The sequence below is a fragment of the Phytoactinopolyspora endophytica genome (genome assembly GCF_004138495.1).
In the GTDB taxonomy this organism is placed as follows: domain Bacteria; phylum Actinomycetota; class Actinomycetes; order Jiangellales; family Jiangellaceae; genus Phytoactinopolyspora; species Phytoactinopolyspora endophytica.
This window is the reverse complement of sequence record NZ_ML142863.1, coordinates 391-17,308: the sequence shown is the minus strand read 5'-3', so window position 1 is coordinate 17,308 and position 16,918 is coordinate 391. Positions and strand designations below refer to the sequence as shown.

The window sequence follows — 16,918 nt, the reverse complement described above, 5'->3', positions numbered from 1 at the left end:
TTGCATGAACGGGGCCGGGTCGGCTCCGAGACGCAAGCGTGCATGCTGCGCCTGCGCGTATCGATGCGGGGAAGGCGGGACCGACCCATCCCCCTGGGGCCGGTCCCGCTCTTCTTCGCGCTGCACGGAGCCTAAAGCCTGGGAGCTTGCGAGGCGTAGGGCCGAAAGGCCCTAGAACGAAATCGACCGAGGCGCCGGTGCCGGCTTCAGCACGTTGCCGACTAAGACGCCGCTCAGTGTCGCGGCACGAAAGGCATGGTCAGCGGCCCAGCCGCGGGCAGGCCGAGCGACGTGGCGATCTCGCTCAATGGGCCCCATGGCCGCATCGCGACGGACGCTGCCGCCGGAGACTGGCTCGACTCGGCGGGCTTCAGACGCTCCAGGAACGGCACCTTCGGGAACGCTCGGACGTCGGCGAGGTCGGTTCTGGCGGGCAGACCGCTACGCAGGCGAGCCAGCCGGACGGCGGTGGTCAGGCCGCCGAGCTCGTCGACGAGGCCATGCTCGTGCGCGTCGGCACCGGTCCAGATGCGGCCGCGCGCGACCTGGTGGACGTGTTCACGCGAGAGCTCACGATCGTGTGCCACCTTGGCGGTGAAGTCGTCATACACCCGGTCCATCCAGCGGTTGACGATCTCCCACTGCATCTCGCTGAACGGTTCGTGTGAGGAGAACATGTCGGCCTGTTCGCCGACGTTCACGCTGTCCAGGTGGATCCCGAGCCGGTCCAGGAGCTTCTTCGGTGCGAGTTTGCCGCCGAGGACGCCGATGGAACCGGTGATGGTGGCCGGTGACGCCACGACCACGTCCGCAGCCATCGTCACGAAGTACCCTCCGGAGCCGGCGACCGTTCCCATAGAGGCGATGACCGGCTTGTGGCGCCGGGCCAGAAGCACCTCGCGACGGATGGTGTCCGACGCGACGTACGACCCGCCGGGGCTGTCCACCCTGAACACGATCGCCTTCACGGACTCGTCCTTGACTGCGGCTCGCAGGGCGGCGCTGATCGTGTCGGCGCCCATGGAGCCTCCGCTGAACGGGCTGGCGGAGCTGCGGCCGACGGTGACCGGGCCGTGCCCGTACACCAGGGCAACGCTCCCTCGGCGACGTTGGATCGGCGCTCGGATGGCTTCGTTCTTGGAGTGGGTGTGGTTGTAGCGGCCGACGTAGCGCAGCCGCATCCGGCCGCCGACGCGTCGGTTCACCGCGTTGTACACCTCGTCGCGGTAGCCGACCTGGTCGATGAGGCCCGCGGTTTTCGCATCGTCGGCGCTGGTGGGGCCCGAGTCGATCAGCTCACGGAGTCTGTCGGCGCTGAGGCCGCGCGCACCGGAGACGGCGGTGATGATCTGTTCGCCCGTGGACTCGACGATCCGGCCTAACGCCTCACGGTGCGCGTCGGTGAACTGGGCTTGGGTGAACATATCCGCAGCGTTCTTGTATTCGTGCCGCTGGCTGAACTCCGGCTGCAGCCCGAGCTGGTTGAGCGCGTCGCGCAGGAACACCGCACGCGCGCTGAGACCGGTGAGGCCGACATCGCCGGAGGGCTGCAGCCAGATCTCATCGAAGGCGCTGGCCAGGTAATAACCGAACGTGCCCGGACCGAGCTCGCCGAAGCTCTGGGCCCAGGCGACGGCGGGTTTGCCAGAACGGCGGAACTGTTGCACCGCGTCCCGCAGCTCTTGGGTGACGGCAGGTGGCTGGGAGCCGCCGTCACATTGGGCTATGAGTCCGGCCACCTTGTCGTCCTCCGCGGCGCGGCGCAGGCCTTCGAGGACGTCGGAGAGCTGCGCCCGGTTGCGTGCGCGCAGGGCGGCAAGCGGGTCCTGCGGCGGCGTGGTCATGAGGGGTGTGTGCAGTTCGAGTTCCAGGACGAGCGGCGCTACCGGCATAAGCCCACCCTATTGACGCATCCACTCGCCTGCGAGGGACACCAACGTTATTGACATCAGGTGTCTAAAACAGAGAGTGGCCCGAGGACGTGCCGCTGCCACGGCTGGGCGTGCTGCTGACGCTGCCGGCTCATCTGGACAGGCTCACGTTGTTCGGCCGCGGGCCGGGGGAGGCCTATGCGGATACACGTGAGGCTACCCGGGTCGGACGGTTCGACCGCGGCGTCGACGTGCTGCAGACCCCTACGTGCCCCACAGGAGAACGGCCACCGGATCGACGTCGTCGGATTGACGCAGAGGTGTGGGCGCGGGGAAATGAGATTGCGGTTCGACGCCGAGGCTGGCGATGCTTTGGGGTGTGAAAATGCATGCCAACGAGCTGACCGTGTCCGTCGAGACCGTCCGGGAACTGGTCGACGAGCAGTTCCCCGAGTGGAGGGGGCTGTCAATCAAGCAGGTAGCTTCCCGAGGCACGGTAAACGCCTTGTTCAGACTTAGTGACCGGCTGGTAGCACGGCTTCCGCTCGTGCCCGGCGACGTTGGACAGATGCGGCAGCGTATCGAGTCCGAGGCGCGAGCGGCCCGTGAGCTGCTCGGTCGTTCACGGTTTCCGACTCCTGCGCCGGTCGGCATAGGCGAACCCGGCGACGGTTACCCGCTCCCGTGGTCGGTGCAGACCTGGCTACCCGGAACGGTGGCCACGGACGCCGACCCCGGCGAGTCAGTCGACTTCGGACACGACCTGGCCGAGTTCATTCAAGGCGTGCGTGCGATCGACACCCACGGCAGGACGCACGCTGGGCACGGTCGAGGTGGGGATTTGCGCGCTCACGACGCGTGGGTTGAGACCTGCTTCCAGCGCAGCGAACAGCTCTTGGAGGTTCCTCGTCTTCGCCGACTCTGGAGTGTGCTGCGGGAGCTGCCGCGTCACGCACCCGATGTGATGACACACGGTGACCTCAATCCCGGCAACGTGCTCGTCTCTGACAATCGCCTGGCCGGGATTATCGACGTCGGCAGCCTTGGGCCCGCTGACCCAGCATTGGACCTGGTCGGTGCATGGCATCTACTCGAGGCTGGCCCGCGGCAGGTACTCCGCGACGACCTCGAATGCGACGACCTTGAGTGGGCGCGCGGAAAAGCATGGGCGTTCGAGCAGGCCCTAGGTGTGGTCTGGTACTACGTCGACAGCAATCCCACCATGAGCTTGATGGGCTGGCGCACCCTAGAACGCCTCATGGCAGAACCAGCGCCAAACTAGGCCACTAGAAGTGCATGGTGAGACCCGCGAACGGCGAGACCTCCCGGAACCGCTCATGCGTGTGCGGCACGTCGTCGTGCTCCAGTGACCAGGTCATCGGGTGCGGCACCAGCACAGCGCCGAGTCCGGCCTGCAGGGCAGGGCGGATGTCGGACTTCGGAGAGTTGCCGATCATCCAGGTATCGTCCGGTGCCAGCTGACGGTCGCTGATGAATCGCGTGTAGACGGCCGGTTCCTTCTCCGGGACGATGGTGAGGTCGGCGAAAAGGTCGGCCAGCCCTGAGGCTTCGATCTTGGCGGCCTGCTGTGCGTGGTCACCCTTGGTCAGCAGGAAGAGCTGGTGCCGTGATGCGAGCTCGTGCAGAGTGTCGATGACGCCGTCGATGAGCTCGATGACGTTGGCCCGGATCGGCTCGCACATCGCCCGCAACGCCACCAGGTCGCCATCTGCCAGGGGCACGTCGGCGCGCAGCACAGTCAGACACTCGGTCAGGCTGCGCTCGAAGCTGTCTACGCCGTAGCCGTGGCTGCGCACGTTCACCCGCTCGATCTCCTCCAGGCGCTCCCGGACCTGGACACGGGTCAGCGTCGGATGCCCGACGTGGTCGATGAAGTCCTCGACCGCCCTCTCGAACAGGACGTTGTTCTCCCACAACGTGTCGTCGGCGTCGAAGATCAGGTTCTGCTTCATCGATGAGCTGCCTTTCGTCGAGTCCACGGGTCCGTTGTGGGCAGAGCCCCGGCCACGGCGGGGCCAGCGTCACGATAAACGGAGCCGGGCTGCGTCGCGCAACTGACTTTCCCGGCACGCGGACCGTGGCGGGCTAGCTAACCCTGTCAGGAGATGAGCTCTTTCAGCCGTTCGATGCTGCGCAGCGGGTCAGGCCCGACGGGTGTGACGTGCAGCGACGTCACGCCCGCTTCGCGGTACGCGGCGACGCGTTCGGTGACCCAGCTCTCCGGGCCGACCAGGTTGGTCAGCCGGATGAGCTCGTCCGGGACCGCCGCCTCTGCCTCGGACCTGTGCCCGGCCAGGTAGAGCTCCTGGATCCGCTCCGCCTCCTGCTCGTAGCCGTAGCGCCGGGCGAGGTCGTTGTAGAAGTTCTTGCCGCGCGCGCCCATGCCACCGATATAGAGGGCGAATGTCGGGCGGGCTAGGTCAGCGAGGCCGTCGGTGTCGTCGCCGATGGCGAGCATGCCACCGGCGACGATCTCCAGCTCGCCGAGCTCCGAATCTCGCCGGGAGCGACCGGCGTCGAGCGCGGTTCCCCAGGTCTCCGCCGCACGCTCGGGAAGAAAGTACAGCGGCAGCCAGCCCTCTGCGATCTCCGCGGTCAGCTCGACGTTGCGCTCGCCCAGTGCGGCCAGGAATATCGGGATCCGCTCACGGACGGGGCGATTGATGAACTTCAGTGGTTTGCCCAGGCCGGTTCCCTGGTCTTCGGGCAGCGGCAGCTGGTACAGGCCGTCGTTCGTGAGGGTCTCCCGGCGCCAGACGCGGCGGCAGATGTCGACCACCTCGCGGGTGCGAGCCAGCGGCTTCGAGTATGGGATTCCGTGCCATCCCTCGATGACCTGCGGGCCGGAGGCGCCGAGACCCAGGACCGCGCGTCCGCCAGAGACCGCGTCGAGGCCGGCCGCGGTCTGGGCGATCAGCGCCGGAGTGCGCGAGTAGAGGGGGAGGATTCCGGGGCCGAGCCGGATGGTGGACGTCTGGGCGGCGAGATATCCGAGGATGGACACGGCGTCGAAGCCGTAGGCCTCGGGTAGGAAGACAGTGTTCACCCCGGCCTTCTCCAGCGCGACGACCTCCCGGGCAGTTGCGTGTGGGTCCTTGGCCAGCGGCAGGATCGTGCTCAGTTCCATGACCGAACCCTAGCTGCTATGTAGGTGCGACGCTTCCGTCGAATGTCACCGAGCTGCGGACGACTGCGTGACCGTCTCTTGGGTTTGCCCACTAGCGAGGCGCCATGCGGATGGCGCCGTCGAGGCGGATGGTCTCACCGTTGAGCATCGGGTTCGTGACGATGTGCTCGACCAGCTGCGCGTACTCTTCCGGACGCCCGAGCCGGCTGGGATGCGGCACTTGCTCCCCGAGCGACTGCTGGGCCTCCTGTGGCAGGCCGGCCATCAGCGGTGTCTGGAAGATTCCGGGGGCGATGGTCGTGACGCGGATCAGGTGCTGTGCGAGGTCCCGGGCGATCGGGAGGGTCATTCCGACGATGCCGCCCTTGGACGCCGAGTAGGCGGCTTGACCGATCTGGCCGTCGAAGGCGGCGACGGAGGCGGTGTTGACGATGACGCCGCGCTCCTCACCGACCGGCTCGATGGGAATCATGCGCTCCGCGGCAAGCCTGATCACGTTGAACGTGCCGAAGAGGTTGACCTCGACGGTGCGGCGGAACTTGTCGTAGGGGAATGGACCCTTCTTGCCGACCACCCGGAAGACGTCCGTGCCGATGCCGGCACAGTTGACGACGACGCGCAGGTCACCGAGGCCCTCGGCAACGTCGAGTGCGGCCCCGACCTGTGCTTCGTCGGTCACGTCCGCCGGCGCGAAGTGCACGTCTGCGCCGAGCTCGTCGGCGACGGCCTTGCCGTTGGAGGAGGGGAGGTCCACGATGACGGCCTTGGCGCCGTCGGCCACGAGCCGCTTGACGGTGGCCAGTCCGAGCCCGGAGGCCCCTCCAGTGACCAGAGCGACGACGTTGGCGTTGATGTCCATCCCGGGGGTGTCCTTTCGAAGCGTCTGTCGTGGAACCCCAGGGTAAGGTCTGTGACCTCGTCATGTCGCTGGGTCGGGGCCGTCGTCGTCGCCGTTGCGGGGAAGCCGGTCGACAGCTGGATGCTCGACGAGCGCAAGGACACGGCTCGCCATGAAACGAGCCGTCCGGACGGCTGTGCCCGAACGGGTGACCTCGGTGACCTCCACCACGCCGCGACCGATGGTGACCTCGACCCGTCGTCCGATCCGCGTGGCTGTGATCTCGTAGGTGCGTGTCGTGTCGCCGGCGTCAACGACGATCTCCACGCGGTCGCCTCTCATGCTCTCCCGGCCTGTTGCTGGACGAAACTGCCCGAGCTATGCTTCTAGCTAAGCGACGGGCTGGCAATTGTCGGGTCCGGTGCTTCCCGCCCCTCAACTAGCAGTTGAGGGGCCTTATCTTTGCAGATGATGACGCCGGGTGCCAGACGGCTACTTGTAAGAGGAGTGCGAAGCCTGGCATCGCCTGGTTCATTCCACAGAGTGGCGGGCGCTACGGCGGACACAGCTGCGCTGGGTGGTCTGTATGTACGCCATCCAGAATATGCGATGAGGTCGGCCAGCTGGATGAAGTACGAGCTATGTGAAACGCGTGGCACAGGGTCATCTACCAAACGGCACGTCGCTTGCGCTCTTCGAGCAAGGTTACAGATCGTAGCGTTCTCGCTGCTCTCGTCGTGAAGAATCATGTACGGTTCGTCGCCAATCGTCGCCACCTGCTGAAGAAGTGTCTCTCAAGCCACCAGCAGGCACATGATTCCGCTGGAATCAGTACGTTCCTTGTCCACGACGACCGTGAACGCATGTACGTTCAGATTGCTTAGAATTCGCATATGTGCCCTGAAGACCAGTTGACGCTGAGCGGGGGCAAGCCGGATAGCCCGGAGATCGCCAGCGCCGCGTATCAGGGAGCTAGCTTTGATCTCTGTATCCACGGGAACGTTGTAGGACGTGCAGATGCGCTGTCGGAACCGCCGTAGCTCGTCGAACGTAACGTGCCAGTCGTCGACACTGACAGCAAGACATCCAAGGCCGAAGCACGAGCTGGCGCCTTTCTTATTGGGCTCTCCAAGGTCACCCGTCTTCATCCACGTAGATCAAGATCTTCGGGTCGATCGTGAATTCCACGCCACAGACAGGATATGCGCACTTGTTGCCGCTCCTAGCGATGACGACCTTCTCCTGCGCGTGGGGGACACGGTCGCGAATAGAGGGGTTCAGCCATGTGCAAACGCCTTCGGTCGCGCGAACAGATTCTCGAGGTTGTACGTCGCCACCGCCACCATGTCGGCACCACCCTGTGTCATATCCGCGTCGGCGCCCCCTCTGACACCCACACGCGCGGACCCGATCATCATGCATGAAGCCGCCGTCCGCGTCCATAGAACACAGCTCGGCAGCGCAGCCCGGCTGGTGCGTCCGTCCGGGACATCACGATCCTTCCCCGGACGGCGACTCACGCGGGCACACAAGGAGCCGGATCTGGGTCTAAGGGCAGATCCCAATGTCGCTCGATAATCCGTTGAGAGGCGAAGTTCCAGGTCATATGGCGTGTGCGCAGGTCTGCTCACGTAGGGGACGAGCTGGCCTGTCGTTCGGATTCTGATCGTTTGACCACTGTTTGGTCTGAAGGTCCCCGAATGTGGGGGCGTGGTGTTTCGTGTCTCAGTGGAACCGTTCCTGGAGAGATCTTGGAGGTGATCAACACTCCACCTGCGCGATCGTGCACCGCCTGGCGTGGCGTGCTCTGGTTCGGCGGCAGTTGTATGCGCAGCTCATTGGGCCCTCGCTGAGAGGGACGCCATCTGTTTGTGAGGCGTTGAGGGCTTGCCGGGCGCTGATCTGTCCAGAAGGTGAACTGTGACCCAAGATATGTCACGTTGCGTTATTTGGATCTTGCTGTCTGTTATGTCGGTCTGGCATGATCGCTTGCCACGTGCCGATGATTTGGTGGCGAGGGGAGATCTGTGGTGGGGTTCAACGTTGTTGCGCGTGCTCTGTCCGTTCTGGTGGCTGTCGGCCTGCTGCTGGCTGGACTTTCTGTGCCGTCTGGCGCTGACGATGTGGCCACGGCTACTGCTGCCGGGGTGGCGTCCGGTCCCGGACGCGTTGTGAGCAGTTTGGCGCAGCGTCCGTCGCCGCCGGAGCTGGTTCCGGCCGAGGATCGCATACCTGGTGTCGGATTGAAGCGCAATGATCCCAACTCGATGCACTATGAGCGCGGCGACGAGAATGGGCAATTCCGCTCAGCTGACGAGCAGAGTGTAGAACCTCTACAAGAATTACCGCCACCTGAGATAAGGGAATACGTTCCTGAACCAGTGCCGGGTTGTGTGACGTGGGGTTGGCAGGACTGGACTCACGGTGCCAACCCGTACGCAGTCGATGACCAGATACTTCGGCTGTACCGTGCGAGTGATGACGTGTTGGTGCATGAGGGAAGAATTAGTGATATCGATCCGGGATACCCCGGGACCTATCAAAGTCGCAGATATTTCAGCAACTATGGTGGTAACGAATATTGCAGATATGCCGACGACGGCCTGGCACTGGAATCTGGCGTCGAATACTATCTCGCAGTTGCCTATATTCTCGATGGCGAACAAAGCGACTTCGCTTATAGCGACCCTCATGAGGCGATCCTCTTTCCTGTGCTTGCTGATGAGGCGACGCGTGGGCCGTGTGTTTGTGTGACGTCGACGGGTCGGACTGCTGCGTGGAATGGGTTGCGTGGCGGGGTGAACACGGCGACAGGGGCGTTGACGGAGAGTTCGGTTGATGCCCAGTCTGTGGCTCCTGGCGTGCCGGCGGCGTTGAGTCGTTCGTACAACTCCAATGATGGGGCGGCGGGTTTGACGGGGCAGGGTTGGTCGTCACCGTATTCGGCGCATCTGGAGATCGGCGACTCGTCGGTGACATATGTGGCCGAGGATGGCCAAGAGGTGGTGTATGAGGCTGCGGGGGATTCGTATGTGACGCCGCCGGGTGTCACCTCGAAGCTTCGCGCCGTCGCCGACGGGTTTGAGCTGGTCACCGAGGCTCATGAGGTGCTGGCCTTTGATGATCAGGGCCGGCTGCAGAGTTCGGTGGACTCCTCCGGTGAGGGGGTGTCGCTGTCGTATTCCGATGGGGTCCTTGATTCGGTGAGTGACGCCTCGGGGCGTGATTTTGACCTGTCGTATAACGCGGACGGTGTGGTGTCGTCGATCGCGCTGGCGGATGGCGAGTCGGTGTCGTACGGGTATGACGGTGATTTGTTGACGTCGGTCACCGACGCCCGCGGCGGCGTCACCGAATATGGGTACGACTCTGCGGGGCGTTTGACCTCGATCACCGATGCGCTGGGTAGCACGGTGATGCAGACCACCTACGACGCGGAAGGCCGTGTGGTTGAACGTGTTGATGCGTCAGGTGGGACGACGACGTTTGAGTATGTCGATGATGGCGACACGACCACGACGTACACGACTGACCCACGCGGTGGTGTCACGCGCGACGTGTACATGGGCAATGTGTTGTTGGAGACCGAAACCCCAGAGAACGAGGTCACGACGTATGCGTATGATCAGCGGTTGCGGCTGGTCGCGGAGACGGATCCGCATGGCCGGGTGACGCGGTATGCGTATGACGATGATGACAACCTGATCCGGACCGGGTACGCGAACGGTGAGGCGGAGGAGTTCACGTACTCCGCCGATGGGGATTTGCTGACGGAGACGTCGCCGGAGGGGATGGTCACCGAGTACACCTACGACTCGGCGCATCGGGTGTTGACCGAGACTGACCCGGAGGGCGGTGTCACGTCGTATACGTACACCTCCAGCGGGCTGGTGGAGACCGAGACGACTCCGGAGGGCCGCACCACCAGCTTCGAGTATGACGCTGAGGGGAACCGGACGGCGGAGGTGAGCCCGGAAGGGCGGCGGACGACGTTCACGTATGACGCGTTGGGGCGTGTGGTGTCGGAGACGTCACCGCGGGGCAACGAGTCTGGGGCGGACCCGGCGGATTACACGACCACGTTCTCCTACGACGCGACGGGCAACTTGGTCTCCACGACGGACCCGCTGGGCAACGTGACTGAGTATGAGTACGACGCGGTGGGTCGGCGCAGCGCGGTTGAGGATGCGCTGGGTCGGCGGACGGTGAACGAGTACGACCCGGCCGGCAACCTCGTCACCTTGACTGAGCCGGGTGGCGCGGTGACGACGCACGAGTACGACCTGGCGGGTAATCGGGTCTCGAGCACCGGGCCGGAGGGTGGTGTCACGTCGTGGATGTATGACGCGGATGGGCGAATGGTCTCGCGGACCAGCCCGCGCGGCAACGAGGATGGCGCGGACGCGGCCGCGTTCACGTGGACCTATGCCTATGACGGGATGGGGAACCTGGTCTCGGAGACCGACCCGCAGGGACGGGTGACCACGTACGGCTACGACGAGCGCTACCGCCAAACCAGTGTGACCGATCCGGCGGGGCGGACCACCACGAGTGAGTATGACGGCGACGGCAACCTCGTCGGTTCGTCGGATGCGCTGGGGAACACGACCACGACGGTGTACAACGGGCTTGGCCTGCCGGTCGAGGTGAGCGACCCGGCCGGGAACACGGCTACGACGGTGTATGACGGCGACGGGCTGACGGTGTCCGAGTCCACCCCGATGGGACACAGCACCACGTACGCCTATGACGACGACGGACAACAGGTGTCGCGGACGACGCCGCGGGGCAACGCGGACGGCGCCACCCCGGCCGATCACACCTGGACCCAGGAATATGACGCCGACGGCTACCTGGTCAGCACGACGGACCCGCTCGGTGCGGATACCACCGCAACGTATGATCCGCGCGGGCTGCTGCTCACTGCGACCGACCAGACTGACGCGACCACCACGCACAGCTATGACGCGCTGGGGCGGGTCACGAGTGTCGTCGGCCCGGATGGTGCCGAGACGACCTACTCCTACACGCCGGCGGGTGAGGTGGAGACGGTGACCGATGCGAATGGTGGCACGGTCACGTATGCCTACGATGATGCGCACCGGCAGACCTCGGTGGTTGATCCGTTGGGCCGCACCCGCACGTTCGGCTACGACGCCGAGGGCAACCGCACCACGGAAGTGACCGCGCGCGGTCGCGAGAGTGGCGACGAGGCCCGCTGGACGATCAGCACCGATTACGACGAGCGGGGCCTGGCCACCGAGGTGACGACCGGGTCGGCGGAGTCGTCCAGAAGCTTCACGTATGACGATGCCGGGCAGCTGACCAGCTTCACCGACGCCTCCGGCACCACAGATCTGACTTATGACGACAACGGGCAACTGCTCACCGTCGCGCGTGACGGTGAACAGTACACCTATACCTACGGTTCGCGTGGTGAGATCACCAGCACCACCTATCCGGACGGGTCCACGTTCGACTACGAGTACAACGCCGACGCCGAACGGGTCCGGTCGATCTTGCCTGATGATCGTCGTGACGAGTACGACTATGACCCTGACGGCAACCTGACCGCGACACGGCACGCCCCGGCCCCCGGGACGATCAGCAACAGGATCTGGGCCGAGCGCCAAGCCTACGACGCGGCCGGCCGTGTCGCGTCGACCTCGTTCGGGACCTCTGAGGGCTTCCCGACGCGGACCATCTATGAACGTGATCCGGCGGGGCGCCCGGTCACCAAGACCACCGGCACGTCCGAGGGGGAGTCGTACACCTACGACGACGCCGGCCGGCTGGCGCGTGCGTGTTTCTTCGACGACACCGCACCCGAACCGTGCACCGACCAGGCATCGGCACATGTCGGCTACGCCTATGACGGGGTGGGCAACCGGCTGACCGAGGACCGCGTCGGCCTCGACGACCCCGGTTCTGTTACGTACAACTACGATGCGGCCAACCAGCTCACCTCCCGCGGGAGCACGAACTACACATACGACGCGGACGGCAACCTGACCGGCGACGGCACCACCACCCGCGTCTATGACGTATTTAACCAGCTCATCGAAACCGACGATGGCACGAAGCGCGCCGAAATCACCTACGACGCGCAAGGCAACCGGGCAGCGGTCAAGACGTACCGGTCAGGGCTAGGCACCACCCGAACGCTGAGTTGGGACATCAACGCCGCGCTGCCGCTGCTCACCACGGTAGACGACGTCACAGGTGACTCGTTCTACCGCTACGACCCGCACGGCAACCCATCCGCAGGTGTCCTGGACGGCGAAGAAGCCGCCATCTTCACTGACGCCCTCGGCAGCGTCATCGACGTGCGCACTCGTACACCAGGGACGACCCTGTGGCACGGCGAATACGAACCCTTCGGCACCCTACGCGACTCCTCTGGAACGTTGTCCACGTCGGATGTCGGGCTCGGGTTCACCGGCGCCTACCTCGACCCCTCCACCGACCTGCTGCACCTACGTGCACGCGACTACAACCCCAGCCCGGGCCGCTTCATCACCACCGACCCCGCCACCCCGGACCCGGGAACACAGGCGGTCTCGCCGTACGCGTACGTGAACAACCAGCCGACCACCTTCACCGACCCCTCCGGCGCGTGCTTCCCGTTCTGGGAAGACTGGTGCTCCGATGCCATCGCCGATCTGGTCGGCACCTCCCAGGACGAAGGCGCCCCCAGCCGCGGCGAATTCTTCGGCGGCATCGGACTCGGCCTAGCCCAAGGTGCCGAAGAGAGCGCCTACTTCCTCATCTCAGGCGGCGGCAACCCGGGATTCGGCGAGCACACCGGCTGGGACGGCAACTACATCGCCGGCCAAACCCCCAACACCGGCTGGTACCCATACTCATCCGCGCTCGGTGAACTCCTCTTCTACGGCGGCACCGCAGCCATCCCCTACGGAGCCCTCAACACCGCCCTACGAGCAGGCATACCGCACTGCCCACCCGGCCTCGTCACAACGAGTCCCAGGTTCGTGCCGCGTTCCCCAAGCACAGCGGACGATTGGCCGGTGCTAAGTGGCATCACGCGCGACGCGACGAAGGGGAAGGGCAACTTCGGCCTCGGTTCTGGTACGGCGTCCCAGGCCGAACGTGTGGGACAAGCGTGGGTTGGTGAGGGTTATACTGTGGCCAGTGATGGGAAGACGTTGGTCAGCGCTGACAAGCTGCGACAATGGCGGCCGCCGAGCTACAAGCCCCGCCTCGGGAAGTGGCAATCCAACTTCGAGTCCCGTATGACCCCGCATGGCCGGTGGCAAACCAATGGTCATCTCGACATCACGGATCTGCCATGAGAGCTGCAATCCGCTCCTTCTACAGTGCCGATGTGGACATTGACGCGTACGTGCCGGAGGACCCTGAGAACGACGGCGTCTGGCTTCGCCTTCTGGTTGGCCCAGCGGACGGGCCAGGCGAGGAGTCGTTCGACGTGCTCGTCTGTACCCCATTGTGGCTACGGAAGGCTGTGTCTAGGGAAGGTCCACGTATCGGGCGCCACCACCTGATCGTCGACCCGTTCGACTTGTCTGAAGCCAAGGAGTTCCTTGCTCGGCAGGTGGCGTCCGTGGAGGCGCCTGACTGGCCTACGCTGGGCGACAAGCTGGCCCGACTCGGTTATTGGGAGTTCGAGGACTACCAGCCCTAAAGTGTCGTAGCCGGTCAGGACCTGCATTGTCTAGTGCGGTCGGAAGTTCGAGCCAGGAGATGATGGGGCCGCCTCGTTTACCTTCCTGACCGGCTGTCCGGCGACGACGCCTGGACCGAACGTGATCATCGCCGGTTTCACGTCTCCAACTCAGATCGCCTGAACAAGTGACGGGCCGCGACGAGTTGGGGAGTTCGATGATGGCACGGTTTGTCTCGTCAATGAGCTCATCCGTGGGCCTTTTCGTTGCTTACCGCGGAAGCTCGAATGGCCGTGATACTGAATCCCGCCACAAGCGTGGGCCGGCGGCCTCCTCACCAGTGGCAACACACTCGTCGTGTGGAGGTCTTGGACCCTGCGGACTATCCGGATGTCGCCGCTGTCGGTAACAATGAGATGGTGGCATTGTTCGAGTTGATGACGGCTGGCGATCTGAAGCCGATACCCACGACCACGTTCGTTGCCCAGCAGGTGCTGGAGCGCTCCGATCTGCAACGGGCGCTGCGTAGCCATATCGAGGTCTTGGATGACGGACTGCTCGTGGTGGCAGAAGAGTTCGGCGAGTTTGCCGATGTGCGTCGGCGCATTGATTTGCTCTGTGTCGATCGCCACGGCCAGCTTGTCGTGGTTGAGCTGAAGCGGACCGTCGACGGTGGGCACATGGAGCTACAGGCGCTTCGTTACGCGGCCATGGTGTCCACCATGACATTCGACCAGCTCGTTGACACGTACGAACGGCACCTACGTCGAATCGCATCCGAGGATGCCTCAAACGCGCGGGCCCGACTTGCCGAGTTCCTCGAAGAGGCTGGCGCAGAAGACACCCATATTGATCGTAGGGTCCGCATCATCCTTGTCTCGGCCGGCTTTGACACTCAGATCACCACTACGGTGCTCTGGCTGAACGAGCTCTACGGTCTCGACATCAGGTGCGTTCGTCTCACGCCGTACCGGGTCGATGACCGGCTGCTCCTGGACGTTCAGCAAGTCATTCCTCTTCCGGAAGCCGAAGAACTTATGGTGCGGCTGCGGCGCAAGGAATCAGCCGCACGAGCCGCCGATGGCCCAGACTGGACGCCGTACGTCATAAGGACGCCAGCGGGATCGAGCGAGCCCTTGCGCAAACGACGTGCCGTCCTTGCGATGGTGTGTGCTCTGCATGAGTCCGGCGTTCGGGCCGCAGAGATCCAGTCTGTAGTCTCCGCATCGCGGTTCCTCTCCGTCGAGGGAGTCCTCGAAGGCGACGAGCTGGAAGAAGTGTTACTCGATGCCCACCCACAAATCAGTGAGCCGAGGCGTTGGTTTCTTGACGAGCCCATACATGAGGAAGGCACCACGTGGGTTCTTACGAAGATGTGGGGAACCAACACCGTGCCCACGCTTGATGCGCTCCTGGAACTGGCCCCAAATGATGGATACGGCTACCAGGCGGGGGTGTCAGATTAGCAGTGGGTCCGGTCTTGGCGTCGGTTAGTTTCCGGTTGGTGTGAGTTGACGCCGTCTTCGTTCAGGTTCCCATTGTGCGTTTTCCCACTGCTACATCCGTCCGGGTCGTGTCTGTCGCATCCCCAGTGCTCGCTCATCTGAAGCTTCCAAGACGGTCTCGAGCACATTCTTCGTCAACTGGTTCAGCAGCCCGTTCGGGCTCACTACATCGCCGCCCCGCTCCTTAGCCTTGGTCAACGACTGCTCCGTAAGCTGGCGCGGATCCACCTCGTTAGTCACGGGCCCAGTATGTCGGTCGAGAGCAATTCTCCCCGCCAAGCCCCTTTGCTCGGCGTGTCAGACCAAAGCTAAGATCCACCGACTTCTTGACAGACCCTTCGGGGCAACCTGGAACAGGTGGCGTTAGAAGAATCCACCATTGCGCGTACGCATAGCGACACGTACGGCACCTTCCACGTCCGAGCGTCTCTGTTTATTGGCCCCGGCGGTATTCTGAAGTTTGAGTCAACGTGGCATGTGACGGACAGGGGACTGCGGTTGACGACGTGACTCCGGGGGAGGGCGTTAGTGTATCGGCCGGTTCAAGCGCCCGATGATTATGAACTTGCTCTTCTCGGGGTTGACGTTGAGCACGGCGATGAGCCGGCTCAACGCATCGTCACCGTAGTTGCGGGAGACGGGAGCAGAGTGGTCCTGGCCTGGGACGCGTGGTCCAATTCAGCTACCGTTCGCTGGCACATCGGCAACCACGAGCGGCTCGTCATGGAGCTTGAGACCATCACGGAGATCACGATCCGAGAGGAAAGTGATCATGTTAGGTTTCGGCTTCGGTCCGAAGTCGGGGGGAAGGATGACACGCTCGTGGGCGAACTGGTCGTTCTTGTCGGCTCCGAAGTGAGCGTCAGCGATACCGTGCTGCGCACGTAACTACTGAATCGGGACTGCTGGATTGGTCACGACGGTTCGAACCGTGCGGGGTGCCAAGACGCGTAGTACGCAGAGTCTGATGGACGAGATATCAGCGGCGTTACCGATCCCGTACTACGCTGCCCAGTTGGAGCATGCTCAGGCTGTTGCGCAGGTGAATCATGGGATCGTCCGGCGTTGCCGTTCCACGTCATCTTGCACATGTTGAGCGAATCGTGTCACACACTCGAAGAAGGATGGGAAGTGCTGGCGCACGGCCATGCCCGTTGGGCGACGACGCGGGCTGGCAGCGTCGCGAGAAGTGATGCACTCGTTTCCGGACTGGGATGTGCGAGGGCACCGGCCTCATCCCGGAGGAGAGGCGTTCGGCGCTCGGAGCCGGCTGGTGTCCCAGGCCGATCTCGGCGATAATGACCCGTTCCCGGCTGTTCCGTGGATCTCATCCAGGCGGTCCAGGGTGGGGCAGGACGGGCGTGTCAGTTCCGGTTCCGGCGGCGTGCCACAGCAGCCACCCAGGTCGGCACCGTGGTGGCCAGCATGTCCGCCACCAGCGAGTCGATGCGGGCGGTGGGCTTGTCGGTTTGGGCCGGGCAACGCGTCGATCTGGCCCAGCAGTATCCGGGCCAGTTCGGCGTGGTGGTCATTGATCCGGCCGGTCACTGCCTCGACGAGCGCGGCGTGCTGGCTTCCAGAGACGTCGCATGGCTCGCGGCTGGCTTGCCAGCCCAGGTGGCATTCGCTCCGATATTCAAGTCAAGTGGTCAGGAATGAGGGGCTTTGCCAGGTAGGGGTGGAAGTGGCCCGTATGTTTCGGCTGGTAGTCGGGTGATCTGGCCGCCGATCAGGACGTTCCAACCCAGATACCGCCATGCGCCGTCACTCGCCCCGAGGAGCTCGTTTGAGACAGCTGAGAATAGAGCGATCTCCCGATTAGGGAGATACGCCACCCGGAATGCCACGGGCGTCGCCGTGGCCGTACACCAAAGCCTGACCGTGCCGTCGTTCCCGACGGTGGCCAGGCGGGT

14 protein-coding genes and 1 pseudogene are annotated in these 16,918 nt (G+C 64.1%); 7 read left to right on the top strand and 8 right to left on the bottom strand.

The window, feature by feature from the left end; translation table 11 throughout:
- Positions 1–233: 233 nt before the first annotated feature.
- Complete coding sequence (gene sppA, locus ELR45_RS24295) at positions 234–1,892, bottom strand: signal peptide peptidase SppA (RefSeq protein ID WP_129668662.1); 1,659 nt, start codon at positions 1,890–1,892, stop codon at positions 234–236.
- An 89-nt stretch (positions 1,893–1,981) separates the two neighbouring features.
- Between sppA and ELR45_RS42910 the strand changes: the two genes are divergently transcribed.
- Complete coding sequence (locus ELR45_RS42910; protein ID WP_205857178.1) at positions 1,982–2,254, top strand: beta-galactosidase small subunit-related protein; 273 nt, start codon at positions 1,982–1,984, stop codon at positions 2,252–2,254.
- 2 nt (positions 2,255–2,256) lie between these two features.
- Positions 2,257–3,153, top strand: a complete 897-nt coding sequence (locus ELR45_RS24285; RefSeq protein WP_129668661.1) for an aminoglycoside phosphotransferase family protein — start codon at positions 2,257–2,259, stop codon at positions 3,151–3,153.
- Between the two features lie 4 nt (positions 3,154–3,157).
- Here ELR45_RS24285 and ELR45_RS24280 read toward each other — a convergent pair whose 3' ends face one another.
- From ELR45_RS24280 to ELR45_RS24260, 6 genes are all read right to left on the bottom strand, one after another.
- Complete coding sequence (locus tag ELR45_RS24280; RefSeq protein ID WP_205857176.1) at positions 3,158–3,871, bottom strand: HAD family hydrolase; 714 nt, start codon at positions 3,869–3,871, stop codon at positions 3,158–3,160.
- 119 nt (positions 3,872–3,990) lie between these two features.
- Positions 3,991–5,019 (bottom strand): LLM class F420-dependent oxidoreductase, encoded by a 1,029-nt coding sequence (locus ELR45_RS24275; protein WP_129668660.1) that lies wholly within the window; start codon positions 5,017–5,019, stop codon positions 3,991–3,993.
- A 91-nt stretch (positions 5,020–5,110) separates the two neighbouring features.
- On the bottom strand, positions 5,111–5,878 hold the full coding sequence (locus ELR45_RS24270) for a 3-hydroxyacyl-CoA dehydrogenase (protein ID WP_129668659.1): 768 nt from the start codon (positions 5,876–5,878) through the stop codon (positions 5,111–5,113).
- 60 nt (positions 5,879–5,938) lie between these two features.
- Entirely contained in the window at positions 5,939–6,199 is a 261-nt protein-coding gene (locus tag ELR45_RS24265) for a hypothetical protein (RefSeq protein ID WP_129668658.1), read from the bottom strand.
- A 44-nt stretch (positions 6,200–6,243) separates the two neighbouring features.
- Positions 6,244–6,606: a DUF3800 domain-containing protein gene (locus tag ELR45_RS42905; RefSeq protein ID WP_420813946.1), complete on the bottom strand. Its 363-nt coding sequence runs from the start codon at positions 6,604–6,606 to the stop codon at positions 6,244–6,246.
- A gap of 45 nt (positions 6,607–6,651) precedes the next feature.
- Positions 6,652–7,005: a hypothetical protein gene (locus ELR45_RS24260; RefSeq protein ID WP_129668657.1), complete on the bottom strand. Its 354-nt coding sequence runs from the start codon at positions 7,003–7,005 to the stop codon at positions 6,652–6,654.
- Positions 7,006–8,655: 1,650 nt separating this feature from the next.
- Between ELR45_RS24260 and ELR45_RS24255 the strand changes: the two genes are divergently transcribed.
- The 3 genes from ELR45_RS24255 (at position 8,656) to ELR45_RS24245 (ending at position 14,966) form a co-directional block, all read left to right on the top strand.
- Positions 8,656–13,170: an RHS repeat-associated core domain-containing protein gene (locus ELR45_RS24255; protein ID WP_165368069.1), complete on the top strand. Its 4,515-nt coding sequence runs from the start codon at positions 8,656–8,658 to the stop codon at positions 13,168–13,170.
- A complete protein-coding gene (locus tag ELR45_RS24250; RefSeq protein ID WP_205857175.1) occupies positions 13,167–13,520 on the top strand; it encodes an immunity 8 family protein in 354 nt (117 codons plus the stop codon). The genes ELR45_RS24255 and ELR45_RS24250 overlap by 4 nt, the downstream gene beginning before the upstream one ends.
- Positions 13,521–13,868: 348 nt before the next feature.
- On the top strand, positions 13,869–14,966 hold the full coding sequence (locus ELR45_RS24245) for an endonuclease NucS domain-containing protein (RefSeq protein WP_165368067.1): 1,098 nt from the start codon (positions 13,869–13,871) through the stop codon (positions 14,964–14,966).
- A 68-nt stretch (positions 14,967–15,034) separates the two neighbouring features.
- On the opposite strand, the pseudogene ELR45_RS24240 reads toward ELR45_RS24245, so the two are convergent.
- A pseudogene (locus ELR45_RS24240) lies at positions 15,035–15,272 on the bottom strand (hypothetical protein); the annotation flags it as partial.
- Positions 15,273–15,533: 261 nt separating this feature from the next.
- On the opposite strand from ELR45_RS24240, the gene ELR45_RS24235 reads away from it, so the two are divergent.
- Both ELR45_RS24235 and ELR45_RS24230 read left to right on the top strand, forming a co-directional pair.
- A complete protein-coding gene (locus ELR45_RS24235) occupies positions 15,534–15,893 on the top strand; it encodes a hypothetical protein (protein WP_129668652.1) in 360 nt (119 codons plus the stop codon).
- Between the two features lie 537 nt (positions 15,894–16,430).
- Complete coding sequence (locus tag ELR45_RS24230; protein ID WP_129668651.1) at positions 16,431–16,664, top strand: hypothetical protein; 234 nt, start codon at positions 16,431–16,433, stop codon at positions 16,662–16,664.
- Positions 16,665–16,918: the final 254 nt, after the last annotated feature.

Excerpts from the sequence above, each read along its gene's own strand:
- ELR45_RS24230 (WP_129668651.1), top strand. The coding sequence starts at position 16,431 with ATGTCCGCCACCAGCGAGTCGATGCGGGCGGTGGGCTTGTCGGTTTGG.
- ELR45_RS24260 (WP_129668657.1), bottom strand. The coding sequence starts at position 7,005 with ATGAAGACGGGTGACCTTGGAGAGCCCAATAAGAAAGGCGCCAGCTCG.
- ELR45_RS24270 (WP_129668659.1), bottom strand. The coding sequence starts at position 5,878 with ATGGACATCAACGCCAACGTCGTCGCTCTGGTCACTGGAGGGGCCTCC.
- ELR45_RS24285 (WP_129668661.1), top strand. The coding sequence starts at position 2,257 with ATGCATGCCAACGAGCTGACCGTGTCCGTCGAGACCGTCCGGGAACTG.
- ELR45_RS24265 (WP_129668658.1), bottom strand. The coding sequence starts at position 6,199 with ATGAGAGGCGACCGCGTGGAGATCGTCGTTGACGCCGGCGACACGACA.
- ELR45_RS24250 (WP_205857175.1), top strand. The coding sequence starts at position 13,167 with ATGAGAGCTGCAATCCGCTCCTTCTACAGTGCCGATGTGGACATTGAC.
- ELR45_RS42905 (WP_420813946.1), bottom strand. The coding sequence starts at position 6,606 with ATGATTCTTCACGACGAGAGCAGCGAGAACGCTACGATCTGTAACCTT.
- sppA (WP_129668662.1), bottom strand. The coding sequence starts at position 1,892 with ATGCCGGTAGCGCCGCTCGTCCTGGAACTCGAACTGCACACACCCCTC.
- ELR45_RS24275 (WP_129668660.1), bottom strand. The coding sequence starts at position 5,019 with ATGGAACTGAGCACGATCCTGCCGCTGGCCAAGGACCCACACGCAACT.